This is a genomic window from Paracoccus wurundjeri, from assembly GCF_030678915.1.
Lineage (GTDB): Bacteria > Pseudomonadota > Alphaproteobacteria > Rhodobacterales > Rhodobacteraceae > Paracoccus > Paracoccus onubensis_A.
On record NZ_JAUUTZ010000018.1, the window covers coordinates 37,553 to 51,475 of the forward strand.

Annotated in this window: 11 protein-coding genes; 6 read left to right on the top strand and 5 right to left on the bottom strand. The window is 60.0% G+C overall.

Features of this window, described 5'->3' with window-relative positions; all coding sequences use genetic code 11:
• Positions 1-3 precede the first annotated feature (3 nt).
• Both Q0601_RS16755 and Q0601_RS16760 read right to left on the bottom strand, forming a co-directional pair.
• Entirely contained in the window at positions 4-1,578 is a 1,575-nt protein-coding gene (locus Q0601_RS16755) for a Re/Si-specific NAD(P)(+) transhydrogenase subunit alpha (protein ID WP_305291079.1), read from the bottom strand.
• A gap of 231 nt (positions 1,579-1,809) precedes the next feature.
• Positions 1,810-2,535: a hypothetical protein gene (locus Q0601_RS16760; RefSeq protein WP_305291024.1), complete on the bottom strand. Its 726-nt coding sequence runs from the start codon at positions 2,533-2,535 to the stop codon at positions 1,810-1,812.
• Between the two features lie 183 nt (positions 2,536-2,718).
• On the opposite strand from Q0601_RS16760, the gene pepN reads away from it, so the two are divergent.
• Together pepN and Q0601_RS16770 are read left to right on the top strand one after the other, a co-directional pair.
• The gene (pepN, locus tag Q0601_RS16765; protein ID WP_305291025.1) at positions 2,719-5,292 is read left to right on the top strand and encodes an aminopeptidase N; all 2,574 of its coding nucleotides are present in this window, start codon (positions 2,719-2,721) and stop codon (positions 5,290-5,292) included.
• A 42-nt stretch (positions 5,293-5,334) separates the two neighbouring features.
• On the top strand, positions 5,335-6,246 hold the full coding sequence (locus tag Q0601_RS16770; protein ID WP_305291026.1) for a 1-acyl-sn-glycerol-3-phosphate acyltransferase: 912 nt from the start codon (positions 5,335-5,337) through the stop codon (positions 6,244-6,246).
• A 33-nt stretch (positions 6,247-6,279) separates the two neighbouring features.
• Here the strand turns inward: Q0601_RS16770 and Q0601_RS16775 are convergent, their stop codons facing one another.
• The 3 genes from Q0601_RS16775 to obgE all read right to left on the bottom strand — a co-directional run bounded on the left by Q0601_RS16775 (position 6,280) and on the right by obgE (position 8,840).
• Entirely contained in the window at positions 6,280-6,549 is a 270-nt protein-coding gene (locus tag Q0601_RS16775; RefSeq protein WP_305291027.1) for an Rdx family protein, read from the bottom strand.
• Positions 6,550-6,641: 92 nt separating this feature from the next.
• On the bottom strand, positions 6,642-7,775 hold the full coding sequence (gene proB / locus Q0601_RS16780; RefSeq protein WP_305291028.1) for a glutamate 5-kinase: 1,134 nt from the start codon (positions 7,773-7,775) through the stop codon (positions 6,642-6,644).
• Positions 7,776-7,808: 33 nt separating this feature from the next.
• Positions 7,809-8,840 (bottom strand): GTPase ObgE, encoded by a 1,032-nt coding sequence (obgE, locus tag Q0601_RS16785; RefSeq protein ID WP_305291029.1) that lies wholly within the window; start codon positions 8,838-8,840, stop codon positions 7,809-7,811.
• Positions 8,841-8,943: 103 nt separating this feature from the next.
• Here obgE and Q0601_RS16790 point away from each other — a divergent pair, with 103 nt between their 5' ends.
• From Q0601_RS16790 to Q0601_RS16805, 4 genes are all read left to right on the top strand, one after another.
• A complete protein-coding gene (locus Q0601_RS16790; RefSeq protein ID WP_305291030.1) occupies positions 8,944-10,347 on the top strand; it encodes a protein adenylyltransferase SelO in 1,404 nt (467 codons plus the stop codon).
• A 114-nt stretch (positions 10,348-10,461) separates the two neighbouring features.
• Complete coding sequence (locus tag Q0601_RS16795) at positions 10,462-11,142, top strand: endonuclease/exonuclease/phosphatase family protein (RefSeq protein ID WP_305291031.1); 681 nt, start codon at positions 10,462-10,464, stop codon at positions 11,140-11,142.
• Between the two features lie 69 nt (positions 11,143-11,211).
• Entirely contained in the window at positions 11,212-12,486 is a 1,275-nt protein-coding gene (eno, locus tag Q0601_RS16800) for a phosphopyruvate hydratase (RefSeq protein WP_305291032.1), read from the top strand.
• A 252-nt stretch (positions 12,487-12,738) separates the two neighbouring features.
• On the top strand, positions 12,739-13,863 hold the full coding sequence (locus Q0601_RS16805) for a TRAP transporter substrate-binding protein (protein ID WP_305291081.1): 1,125 nt from the start codon (positions 12,739-12,741) through the stop codon (positions 13,861-13,863).
• The last annotated feature ends 60 nt before the right edge of the window (positions 13,864-13,923 follow it).

The following is a 13,923-nucleotide window of genomic DNA, read 5'->3' on the forward strand; positions in this document are numbered from 1 at the left end:
TCCTTACGATTTCTGGAACATGGCGAGCATGCGCCGGGTGACGAGGAAGCCACCGAAGATATTGATCCCGGCCATCAGCACGGCCAGCGTCGCGAGGATCAAAACCCATGCCGAACCCGATCCGATCTGCATCAATGCGCCCAGGATGATGATCGAGGAAATCGCGTTGGTGATCGCCATCAGCGGCGTGTGCAGCGAATGCGCGACATTCCAGATCACTTTGAAGCCCACGAAACAGGCCAGAACGAAGACGATGAAATGCGCCATGAAACTGGCCGGCGCCAGAAACCCGATCAGCAGCAGCAGAATGCCGCCCCCGGCCAGCAAGCCAACCTGCGATCTGGTTTCTGCCTTGAATGCGGCAATTTCCTGTGCCCGCTTTTCTTCGGGTGTCAGCTGCTTCGGCTTTTCCTTGGGCTTCTGCGCCGCGATTGCCGCGATTTTTGGCGGTGGCGGCGGGAAGGTGATATCGTGATCATGCGTCACGGTCGCGCCGCGGATCACGTCGTCCTCCATGTCATGTACGATCACACCATCCTTGCTTGGTGTAAGATCGGTCATGAAATGTCTGATATTATTACCGTAAAGTTCGGATGCCTGCGCACCCATGCGGCTGGCGAAATCCGTATATCCAACGATGATCACACCGTTTTCCGTCACGGTCCGCTCATCAGGGACGGTCAGTTCGCAATTACCGCCCTTTTCGGCGGCAAGGTCGACGATGACTGATCCGGGCTTCATCGCCTCAACCATGTCCTTCGTCCACAGAACCGGCGCGTCGCGGCCCGGAATCAGCGCCGTGGTGATGACAACATCCATCTGAGGCGCAAGTTCGCGGAATTTCTCCAGCTGTTTCTCGCGGAATTCTGGGCTTGACGGTGCGGCATAGCCACCCGTCGCGGCGCCGTCCTGTGCCTGTTCCTCGAAATCCAGATACACAAATTCCGCGCCCATGGATTCGATCTGTTCGGCCACTTCGGGGCGCACGTCGAACGCGAAGACCTGCGCGCCCAAACTGGTGGCGGTGCCGATCGCGGCAAGACCTGCAACCCCTGCGCCGACCACGAGGATCTTGGCCGGCGGCACTTTACCCGCCGCTGTCACCTGTCCGGTAAAGAAGCGTCCGAAATTATTCGCCGCCTCGATCACCGAGCGGTAGCCGGCAATATTCGCCATCGAGGACAAAGCGTCCATTTTCTGTGCCCGGCTGATGCGCGGCACCATGTCCATGGCAATGGCGGTGATGCCCTGCTCTTTGGCTTTTTCCAGCAATTCCGGGCTTTGCGCCGGATAGAAGAACGAGATCAGCGTCTGCCCTTCGCGCATCTGCCCGATCTCGCCATCGGAAGGCTGGCGCACTTTGGCCACGATATCGACCGCTCCGATCACTTCTGCCGCTGTTCGTGCGACAGTGACCCCGGCTTTCTCATAATCCTCATTCGAGAAACCGGCACGAACACCCGCACCGGATTCGACAAAAACCTCATGTCCAAGCTTTTGGAGATGTGCAGCCGAAGCCGGTGTTACCGCCACCCGCGCTTCACCCTCATAGCTCTCCTTCAAAGCGCCAATCTTCATGGCGTTTATGCCCCCCATTCTATGCGTCCGAATTTGCGCATGCATAGCATTGCGCAATAATCTTTCACAAGGGTCCGAAAGGACCATATGACGATATGAAACGACAAGCGCCGCAGCGCAATGTTATTGCCGGCGGTGCCATTGCGACTCTCCCGGCTTCTCTTTGCGCATGAAGAAAGGCCGCCCGGTGACGGACGGCCTGATGATAGTCGGCTGCTCTGATTAGAAAGATCAGTTGCTGGGAGTCGTCGACTCGGTTGTGGGCTCGTCGCTGCCCGGCATGGCATCCTGCAATGCATCTGCAGCGTCCTCAGCGGCACCTTCGACGGCATTAGCGGCATCTGAAGCGGCATCAGCCGCAGCATCGCCCGCGTCTTGCAGCGCATCGCCAGCCGAATCGGTCGTGGCGGCGGCGTCTTCGCCGGATTCCGTCGCATCGCTTGCCGCATCTTCCGTTGTATCAGCAGCATCACTCGCAGCGTCTTCTGTCGCGTCAGCAGCATCGCTTGCAGCGTCTTCCGTTGCCTCGGCAGCATCGTTTGCAGCATCAGTCGCGTCACTCGCGGCATCTTCTGCTGCTGCGCCTGCGTCGCTTGCAGCATCTTCGGTTGCTTCGGCAGCGTCTTCTGTCGCTTCGGCAGCATCATCCGCGGCGGCTTCAGCTTCCGACGCAGCATTGTCAGCTTCGCCCTCGGCTTCGGTCGCTTCGCTGTCTGCGCCCCCGGCTGCGGGCTCTTCCGTCGTGCTGACGGTTGCGCTGTCGCCTTCGGTTGTGACTTCATCGCTTCCAGTGAATTTCTGAAGGACAAACCAAGCCACGGCCAGCGCGACAAGCACGCCGATGATCAGTGGAAGCGGCGAAGATTTGCGCTCGACCGGTTCGACATAAGTTTCTTTCGGTGCCGCCGGATCGCCTTCGACGTTCTTACGGTTAGGATCGTTTGGATCATAGGTCATTGCTGCCCTCCTTAAATAATTCTTTAACACCCTGTCTGTGTGCCAACCTGTCCGTCAGCGCTGTCCAACTGTCAAACGACAACCAGCGATGCCCGGCTTGCGGCCCGGTTCACAGGCGATTAACACTTTGACAGGTGCACAGTTCCCTGAACAATGGCACTTTTTTGAGGCGGAGTAATGAATATGACTCGAACAGACTCGCCGGATAGGCAATTTCTTGCCGATTATCGACCCTATCCCTTCATCCTCGAACAGACCCGGCTCGAGTTCACTCTCGCGCCCGATGCGACTCGCGTCAGGGCGGATTTGACATTCAGACCGCGCAACGGGTCAGAGGATCTGCTGCTGGATGGCGGCAAGGATCTGCACCTGATCTCGCTGACCATCGACGGGCGCGAGCCGGCGGCCGATCAGGTCACCCGCGACGATGAGCGCCTTGTCATTGCCGCCGCTGCCCTGCCCGACGGGCAGTTCACCCTTTCCACCGAGGTCGAGATCAACCCCTCTGCGAATACGGCCTTCGAGGGCCTGTATATCTCGAACGGAATGTTCTGTACCCAATGCGAGGCGGAAGGATTCCGGCATATCACCTTTTATCCCGACCGCCCGGATGTGATGGCGCCTTTCCAGGTCACGATCCATTCCGATCAGCCTGTTCTGCTATCGAATGGCAATCCGGTCCGACAGGAGGAGGGACTGGCCGAGTGGCACGACCCCTGGCCCAAACCGGCCTATCTTTTTGCGCTTGTCGCCGGCGATCTGGTGGCGATCAAGGATCGGTTCACAACCGCGTCAGGCCGTGATGTCGCCCTGAATGTCTGGGTTCGTCCCGGAGATGAAGATCGTGCCGGATTCGCCATGGAATCGCTGATCAAGTCGATGAAATGGGATGAGGATGTCTATGGGCGTGAATACGACCTCGATGTCTTTAATATCGTTGCCGTGGATGATTTCAACATGGGCGCGATGGAAAATAAGGGATTGAATATCTTCAACTCCAAGCTGGTGCTCGCCTCTCCTGAAACCGCGACGGATGCGGATTACGAACGGATCGAAAGCGTCATCGCCCATGAATATTTCCACAACTGGACAGGCAACCGCATTACCTGCCGCGACTGGTTCCAGCTTTGTCTCAAGGAGGGGCTGACAGTCTTCCGCGACCAGCAGTTCACCAGCGATATGCGCAGCGCATCCGTCAAGAGAATCGGCGATGTGCAGGCCCTTCGCGCGCGTCAGTTCCGCGAGGATCAGGGGCCGCTTGCCCATCCCGTCCGGCCTGAGGAATACGAGGAAATCAACAATTTCTATACCGCGACCGTCTATGAAAAGGGCGCAGAGGTGATCGGGATGCTGAAACGGCTGGTCGGCGATGACGGCTATGCCCGCGCACTCGATCTTTATTTCAAGCGTCATGACGGCGAGGCAGCGACGATCGAAGATTGGCTGAAGGTCTTCGAAGACGCGACAGGGCGCAATCTGGCGCAATTCAAGCGCTGGTATACGGATGCAGGTACGCCGCGCCTCACCATGCGCGAAACATGGGAGAACGGCCGCCTTACCCTGCATTTCACCCAGCATACCCCGCCGACACCGGGGCAGAATGACAAACCCCCGCGCGTCATTCCAATCGCCGTCGGCCTGATCGGTCCGAATGGCGACGAGATCGAGCCGACCCGGATGCTCGAAATGTCAGAGGCAGAGCAGGAGTTCAGCTTCGATGGCCTGGGCGCGCGCCCGGTCGTGTCGGCCCTGCGCGGCTTTTCGGCCCCGGTGATTCTTGAACGGGACATCGACGACGCGACCCGCGCCTTCCTTCTGGCCCATGATACCGATCCCTTTGCGCGATGGGAGACCGGGCGCGAATTGGCGCTTCATGCCCTGACCGCCCTATCTCAGGGGAAGGATGGCGGTGCGGATTATATCGGTGCCATCGGGCAACTCGTGGCGGATGAAGACGCGGATCCCGCCTTCCGCGCCCTGTGCCTGAATTTGCCAGGCGAAGAAGAGATTGCCACCCGCCTTTACGCCGCGGGGGTGATCCCGGATCCCGATGCCATTCACGACGCTCGCAACCGGCTGGCGCGCCGCATGGCAGAGGCTCATGCGAATCTCCTGTCCGCGATCTACGATCAGATGGTGGTACCGGGACCCTATTCGCCCGATGCCGACTCTGCCGCCCGGCGGGCGTTGCGCATTTCCGCGCTTGGGCTGCTGACCCGAATCGACGGAGGAGAGCGCGCCGAGGTTCTGTTTGGTATCACCAGCAATATGACCGAAAGAATGGCGGCACTGATCTGCCTCGTCCGGCGTGGTCGCGGCGGCGTCGCGCTTTCGGCATTGCATGACCAGTTCAAGGATAACCGGCTGGTGATGGATAAATGGTTTACCGTACAGCCGATGGCGGCTCCTCCCGCCGATGCCATTGCGATTGCCCGGCAGCTCTCCGAGCGTCGCGATTTCGACTGGAAGAACCCCAATCGCTTCCGTGCGCTTCTGGGCGGGCTGGCCGCGAACCATGCGGGCTTTCACGCTGCCGACGGTAAGGGTTACGATTTTCTTGCCGAATGGCTGATGAAAATGGATCCGGTCAATCCGCAAATCGCGGCGCGGATGTCCACGGCTTTCGAAACTTGGCCGCGCTATGACGAAAATCGGCGCAAAAGGGCGCTGGCGGCGCTGGAACGGATGGCCGCGATGAAAGGGATCAGCAGGAACCTGCGCGAGATGGTCACGCGGATGATTGCCGCTGGCGAATAACTTGGCTTGTGGATATTGATCCCCCGGGGCAAAATAACTGAGATGAGTGAACAAAATCTTCATGCGAGGGCCGAAATGCAGGCCCGCCTTGATCCGCTGATCGCCGAGCGGGCACCGTGGCTTTTTTCCCAGAAGCTGCATCACCGGATCGCCAGGCAGGCCATGATGCGCCTGCTGCAATACCCCCGCACCATCGAGCTGAGCGCGGAATTCCGCGACCTGCCGACCCCCGAGATCATGCGCAGAATGACCCAGTTGATCGTGCGCGATGTTCAGGTCGAAGGGATGGAGAACCTGCCCGCGACGGGACCCGCCCTGATCGTGTCCAACCACCCGACGGGGATCGCTGACGGTATTGTCATGCATGCGTTGATAACTCCGCTGCGCGATGATCTTTTCATTTACGCCAATCATGACATGATCCGGGTGCTGCCCCAGACCGAGGATCTGATTGCGCCGGTCGAATGGCGGGCGGACAAACGCAGCCATGCCAAGACCAAGGCGACGATGGATTACACCCGCCGCGCTTTGGAGGCTGGTCGAATAGGGCTGATTTTCCCTTCAGGCCGGTTGGCGAAGCGGCGCGGGATAACCCTTCACGAACGTCCCTGGATGGCCAGCGCCGCCATGATCGCCCGCAAATTCGACGTTCCGGTTATTCCCATGAATATCCGCGCGCGCAATTCATTGCTGTTCTACCTGCTGGATGCGATTCATCCGACCCTGCGCGACGTGACGCTGTTCAACGAGGTGCTGAACAAGGTCGGCCAACCCTATCGGGTCACGATCGGCAAACCGCTTGATCCCGCCACCCTGCCCCGTGCCAGCGACGAAGCGATCGCCGTCATGCGTGATACGGTTCTTTCCCTGCCCGCCCCGGGACCGGACGCAGCCCGTCTGATGCATGAAAGGGGGCGTGGCAGGCTGGTTCGGCCACGGCAGAAAGTGGCCTGAGCAAATCAGTCGGCGCGGCGGGCCATTGGGGCTTTAATTGTCCAGGTGGCCCAGAGATCGCTCTGGTTCGATGACGTCCCGGATACGTTGCTTGAGGGTCCGGATATCGGGAAACCCGCCATCCCTTTTCCGCTCCCACAGAAATTCTCCATCCAGCATGATATGAAACACCCCGCCGCTATCGTCGGGAACCAAAGTCACCTGCAATGCCGTGCCAAAAGTCGAAAGACATTCCTGAGCATACCACCCGGCCCTCAGCAGCCAATTGCAGCCGGTGCAATATGTGATGGTCAGATGTCTCATTGCGGCCCCCGGAATGGTGAATGCGCAGGATTTTGCCGTATCGGTTCGTAACGGATGACAGGAGATTAAATATCAGGGCTTCTGACGGGCTGTCAAAGCGCCATGTCGTCTCGATGAATCAAGGCCGCGCGTCCCGGATAACCCAATATCGCCTCGATCTCGGCTGAATGATGTCCCCTGATCCGGCGCGTTTCATCGGCGGTATAGCGCGTCAATCCGGTCGCGAGCGTTTCACCGGAAGGGCCAAAGATCGTCACCGGATCGCCGCGACCGAATGCGCCCGAAACAGACCGGACGCCCGCGGGCAGCAGCGACTTGCCTCCCCGCAATGCGTTCACCGCCCCTTGATCGATCGTCACCGCGCCTTTCGGCTTCATCGCCGCGATCCAGCGCTTCCGGGCTGTTTGAGGGTCGCTGTCAGGCAGAAACCAGCTTGCCCGCGCCCCGCCCGCCACTGCGGACAGGGGGCGCAAGACCGAGCCTTCGGCAATCACCATTGCACAACCGCCGGCGATAGCGGTGCGGGCTGCCAGCAGTTTCGTTTTCATGCCGCCCTTGGACAGGCCCGAGACCGGATCACCGCCCATCGCCTCGATCTCGGGGGTCAGATGTTCGATGAGGGGAAGGTGACGTGCGTCGGGATCGGTCTTGGGATTGGCGGTATAAAGCCCGTCTACATCCGACAAGAGCAATAGCTGATCGGCGCCGCAGGTTACCGCGATCTGCGCGGCAAGCCGGTCATTATCGCCATAACGGATCTCATCCGTGGCGATGGTGTCGTTTTCATTGACGATCGGAACGACGCCCAGAGACAGCAGCGTCTGCATCGTCGCCCGGCTGTTCAGATAGCGCCGGCGTTCGGCGCTGTCCTCGAGCGTCAGCAGGATCTGCGCCGTCGTGACGCCATGCGGCGCCAATGCTTCTTCATAGGCGCGGGCAAGACGGATCTGCCCCACCGCCGCCGCCGCCTGCGCCTGTTCAAGCGACAATGCGCCAGCGGGCAGACCAAGCACGCGGCGGCCAAGCGCAATGGACCCCGACGAAACAAGAACGACGTCGCAACCGCGCTGCCGCCACATGGCCACATCGTCGCAAAGACCGCGCAACCACTCGCCGGCCAATCCGTTGGGACCGACAAGCAGGGCCGAGCCGATCTTGACGACCAGTCGGCGGGCATCCGCCAATGCAGGGGCCTTGTTGGCGATTTTCCGGGTATTCTCGCGCATCCGACTTCTTCTTTGTTCAAATACCTCAGGACGCTAGGGCTGCCACGGTCCTTCATCCGCGTGGTCATCCGGTGCATGTGTCGGCCCGATCTCGGCCCAAAGCGCCCGCAGCACCTCGGTCACGCCTTGCCTGGCCACACCCGACATCAGATAAACCGTATCCCCGGTTTCAGCTTCAAGCTCGGCCCGGCGCATGGCAATCGTTTCCTCGTCCAGCGCGTCGATCTTGTTCAAAGCGGTAATCCGCGGCTTTGCCATCAATACCGGAGAATAAGAGCCCAGCTCGGTCAGCACGGTACGGGCATCGCCGGCGACATCTTCAGAGGTGCCATCGACCAGATGCAGCAGAATCGCGCAGCGTTCGATATGACCAAGGAAGCGGTCGCCGATCCCCCTGCCCTCGCTTGCGCCTTCGATCAGGCCGGGAATATCGGCCATCACGAATTCTCGGTTATCCACCCCGACGACGCCCAGATTGGGATGCAGGGTCGTAAACGGATAATCGGCAATCTTGGGCTTGGCATTCGAGACCGCTGCGAGGAATGTCGATTTTCCCGCATTCGGCAGCCCGACAAGCCCCGCATCCGCGATCAGCTTCAGCCGCAGCCAGATGGTGCGTTCGACACCCGGCTGCCCGGGATTGGCATTTCGCGGCGCACGATTGGTCGAGGATTTAAAATGCAGATTTCCCCAGCCGCCATTACCGCCACGCGCTAGAAGCACGCGTTGCCCCGGCTCGGTGAGATCGGCGATGACGGTTTCCTCGTCCTCGTCAAGGATCTCGGTTCCGACCGGCACCTTCAGCACAGCGTCGGTTCCGCCCTTGCCGGTCATCTGGCTACCCATGCCGTGCTGGCCGGATTTGGCGAAGAAATGCTGCTGATAGCGGAAATCGATCAGCGTGTTCAGCCCCGGGACCGCTTCGGCCCAGACATCGCCGCCCTTGCCGCCATCGCCGCCATCCGGGCCGCCGAACTCGACATATTTCTCGCGCCGGAACGACACACAGCCCGCACCGCCGCCGCCCGAGCGGATATAGACCTTGGCGAGATCGAGGAATTTCATCGGCGCTGCTCCTTTTCAACTCCGCGATACGCGGATGGGCGGCCTCACGCAAGGGATAGCAAATCCGGCCGGGCTTCTTATCTTTAGGGAACAGGAGACCCGAATGATTCATTTCGACAACAGCTACGCCCGGCTGCCCCAAGGCTTCTTCGCACGGATCAACCCCACACCGGTACCGGAACCGGCGCTTATGGCGCTTAATGAAAAGCTGGCAGAGCGATTGGGGCTTGATGTCACATGGCTGCACAGTCCGGACGGCATTGCAATGCTGGCCGGGAATTCCCTGCCGGAAGGCGCGGAACCTATCGCCCAGGCCTATGCCGGGCATCAGTTCGGAGGCTTCGTGCCGCAGCTTGGTGACGGCCGCGCCGTGCTGCTGGGCGAGGTGGTGTCCCCGGACGGCGCACGGTTCGATCTTCAATTGAAGGGCAGCGGCAAGACCCCGTTCTCCCGGATGGGCGATGGCCGGGCATGGCTGGGGCCGGTGCTGCGCGAATATATCGTCAGCGAGTTCATGGCGGCCATGGATGTGCCGACCACCCGCGCCCTTGCCGCGGTGACGACCGGCGAGACGGTCTGGCGCGATGATGGTTTGCCGGGCGCGGTTCTGACACGGGTAGCGTCCAGTCATATCCGCGTGGGCACGTTCCAGTATTTCGCGGTGCGCGGAAACGAAAGCGCCCTGAGCGCCCTGACCGACCACGTCATCAAACGGCATTACCCGCAGGTCTCGGGACCCCTGGAACTGCTGGATCAGGTCGTTGGACGGCAGGCGGAAACGATCGCAAAATGGATGGCGCTGGGGTTCATCCATGGCGTGATGAACACTGACAACATGGCGATTTCAGGCGAAACGATAGATTACGGTCCATGCGCTTTTATGGATATTTATCATCCTGATACGGTGTTTTCATCGATAGATCAGATGGGGCGCTATGCCTGGGCGAACCAGCCGCAGATCGCGGTCTGGAATCTTGCGCAGCTCGCCACCTGCCTGATTCCCCTGATGGGAGGTCGCGACAAGGCCATCGAGGCCGCGACCCAGTCCGTTCACCGCTTCGCGCCATTGTATCAAGACGCGTGGCTGCGTGAATTCGGCGCAAAACTGGGTCTTGCCGACCCGGAAGAAAAGGATCGCGAACTGGCGGAACGCCTGCTGACCATCATGGCCAGGCAGAAGGCGGATTTCACGAGGGTTTTCCACGGCCTTTCCGACTCTTCCGCACGCGATGAATTCACCGAGCCGGCGGCATTTGACGAATGGGCCACTAGCTGGCGTTCCTGCCATCCGGATCCGGATCTCATGGTAAAGGCCAATCCGGCGCGTATCCCGCGGAATCACCGGATCGAGCAGGTAATTGCCGCAGCCGTGGCAGGTGATCACGTACCGTTCGAGACGCTGTGCGATGCGGTCACCCATCCCTGCGAAACCCGTTCCGAATGGGATGAGTTTGCCCTGCCCCCAAACCCGGACGAGGCCGTCAGGCAAACCTTTTGCGGAACCTGATGCAGCGGCGATTGGCGTAATTCCGGAGGAAGAATTGATCGCGCATCGCCATGCAAGGTTCTCTTTAATCCTTTTGCGAGATAAATCAGTATTAAGTACAGAGAAGGCCGACACGTGTTAAGACTGGCCAGTTACAATCTTCACAAATGCCGCGGCCTGACCGGACCGCATGCGCCCGCGCGCAATCTTGCGGTTATCCGCGATCTCGCCCCGGATATCATCGCCCTGCAAGAGGCCGACTTCCGCCTTGGCACCCGGCCCGAGGCCCTGCCCCGCGCGATGATCGAACGGGAAACCGGGTTGATTCCGGCGGATTTCAACGGAACAGGCGGGAATTCGCTGGGCTGGCACGGTCAAACCATCCTGATGCGACCAGAACTCGCCGGGGCTGCCACGCTGCGCCGGCTTCCTTTGCCGGGGCTTGAACCGCGGGGCGCGATTGCGTTGCGTCTGCCCGGGTTCACAGTCGTGGGGCTGCATCTGGGCCTTGCCCGATCCTCCCGCCGTGCGCAGCTTGCCAGGATATCGGAAAAGCTGAGACGGCTCCCGTCGGAACATGCGGTCATGATGGGCGATTTCAACGAATGGCGCGATGACCGGGGCTTCGAGCCGATCGAGGATTTCCGGATTCTCGCTCCGGGTCCGTCATATCCTGCCCCCCTGCCACGTCTTAAACTCGATCGATTTGCCGTTACCCCGGGAATTGAGGTCAAGGATAGCGGGGTCTTCTCGGAAAAATATGCGCCCGAAGCCTCGGACCATCTGCCGATCTGGATCGACATCCAGCTGCCATGACAATTGTTGCTTTCAGCCGGACGCTCTGGCGGTTATGTAGACGTCAACGCTGATCAACGGAGACACCTCATGACCGCCATCTTCGATATTTTCGCCCGTGAAATTCTCGATAGCCGCGGCAATCCGACCGTCGAGGTCGATGTGACGCTTGAAGATGGCTCGCTGGGTCGCGCGGCCGTGCCGTCCGGCGCGTCAACCGGCGCGCATGAAGCGGTCGAGCGGCGCGATGGCGACAACTCGCGCTATCTGGGCAAGGGCGTGCTGGAGGCCGTCGCCGCCGTGAATGGCGAAATTGCCGAGATGCTGGTGGGCGAGGATGCGACCGAACAGCGCGCCATCGATGCATTGATGGTCGAAACCGACGGCACGGCGAACAAGGGCCGTCTTGGCGCGAACGCCATTCTTGGCGTCTCGCTGGCGGTGGCAAAAGCCGCGGCCGAAAGCTGCGCACAGCCGCTTTACCGATATGTTGGCGGCGCAGCCGCGCATGTTCTGCCTGTGCCGATGATGAATATCATCAATGGCGGCGAACATGCCGACAATCCGATCGATATTCAGGAATTCATGATCATGCCGGTCAGCGCGCGAAATATCCGCGAGGCTGTGCGCATGGGTTCGGAGGTCTTCCACACGCTGAAAAAAGAGCTTTCGGCGGCGGGCCAGTCAACCGGAATCGGCGACGAGGGCGGGTTCGCTCCGAATCTGTCAAGCTCGCGCGATGCTTTGGATTTCATTTTGAAATCCATCGAAAAGGCAGGTTACAGCCCCGGCGACGATATCATGCTGGCGCTTGACTGCGCCTCGACCGAATATTTCACCGGCGGCAAATACGAGATGAAAGGTGAAGGCAAATCGCTGTCACCGGAAGAGAATGTCGACTATCTTGCCGCGCTTTGCGCCGATTACCCGATCCTGTCCATCGAGGATGGTTGCGCCGAGGATGACTGGGAAGGCTGGAAGCTGCTGACCGACAGGCTGGGCGCAACTGTGCAGCTTGTGGGCGACGATCTGTTCGTGACAAACCCCACCCGACTTGCAGAGGGCATCGAGAAGGGCTGCGGCAACAGCCTGCTGGTCAAGGTCAACCAGATCGGTACCTTGTCGGAAACGCTGGACGCGGTGCGCATGGCAGACCGCGCCCGCTACACCAGTGTCATGAGCCACCGCTCGGGCGAGACCGAAGATGCAACCATTGCCGATCTCGCGGTTGCCACGAATTGCGGCCAGATCAAGACCGGATCGCTGTCCCGCTCGGACCGGCTCGCCAAATATAACCAGCTGATCCGCATCGAAGAAATGCTTGGCGCGACGGCGGTTTACGCGGGCAAGTCGGTCCTGCGCTAAACTTCGTCCGGGTCAGAACCAACCGGGAACGCGCTCCGCCCTCCCGCGACGACCTCTCGCCCAAATATTTGGGTATAGGAAACCGGCGTATCACCGCCGCGCAAGACCATGTGTTTTTCGCGCAAGTACGCCGCAATCCCTCTCGACAGCCGTCACCCACTGGTTAAACTGCGCACAGTAAGAAAGCGGCGAAACCGGGGCAGACACCCGACCGCCCAACTCGGAGGAGAGTTTATGAAAAAAACCAGCAATCTGGACCGCCGCTCTTTCCTGGCGCGCGCATCCGTGGGCGGTGCGGCGGCGGCTGCCGGAACGGCACTCGCCGCTCCTGCCATCGCGCAGGAATCACCGTCGATCAACTGGCGCATGGCGTCGTCTTTCCCCAAATCGCTGGATACCATCTATGGCGGCGGCGATGAATTGTCGAAACGGCTGAATGAAGCGACGGACGGCAAGTTCAAGATTCAGGTTTTCGCTGCAGGTGAGATTGTCCCGGGGCTCGACTCGATTAACGCAGCGACCGACGGCACCGTCGAATCGGCGCATTCGGTGGGCTATTACAACTGGGGCAAGGATCCTGCCTTCGCCTGCGGCGCCGATCTGCCCTTTACCTTCAGTGCCCGCGCCAAGGCAGCCTATAATTACCATGGTGGCGGGATCGAGAATTACAACGAATTCCTTGAACAATACAGCCTCGTCTCTTTCCCCGGCGGCAATACCGGCGTGCAGATGGGCGGATGGTATCGCAAGGAAATCAAGACGCTGGAAGATATGAAAGGTCTGAAGATGCGGATTGCGGGCCTGGCCGGCCGCGTCGTGGAAAAGCTGGGCGTGGTGCCCCAGCAGGTTGCCGGCGGTGATGTGTATCCCGCACTTGAAAAGGGCACGATCGACGCTGCCGAATGGGTCGGCCCCTATGATGACGGCAAGCTGGGCTTCCAGAAGGTCGCGCCCTATTATTATTATCCCGGTTTCTGGGAAGGCGGGCCGACCGTCAGTTTCTTCTTCAACAAGGCGAAATTCGAAGAACTGCCCGATAATTATAAATCGCTCTTGCGGACCTGCTGTCAGGCCGTCGATCAGAACATGCTGGCGGAATATGACATCAAGAACCCGACCGCGCTCAGGGAACTGGTCGGTTCCGGTGCCCAGCTCCGGCCCTTCTCGGAAGAGATCATGGCCGCCGCCTTCGAAGCCTCCAATGAGGTCTATGCCGAACTTTCCGAAGAGAATGAATGGTTCAAGAAGCAATACGAGGCGATGCTGCCATTCCGCGACGAATGGTATCTCTATGCGCAAACAGCCGAATATAATTTCGACACCTTCATGATGGTACAGCAGCGCAACGGCAAACTGAAGCCGGGCGGCGAGCAGTAAGTAATACCGCGATAACCATAGACAAAAGGGCCACCGCGATCCGTCGCGATGGCCCTTTTT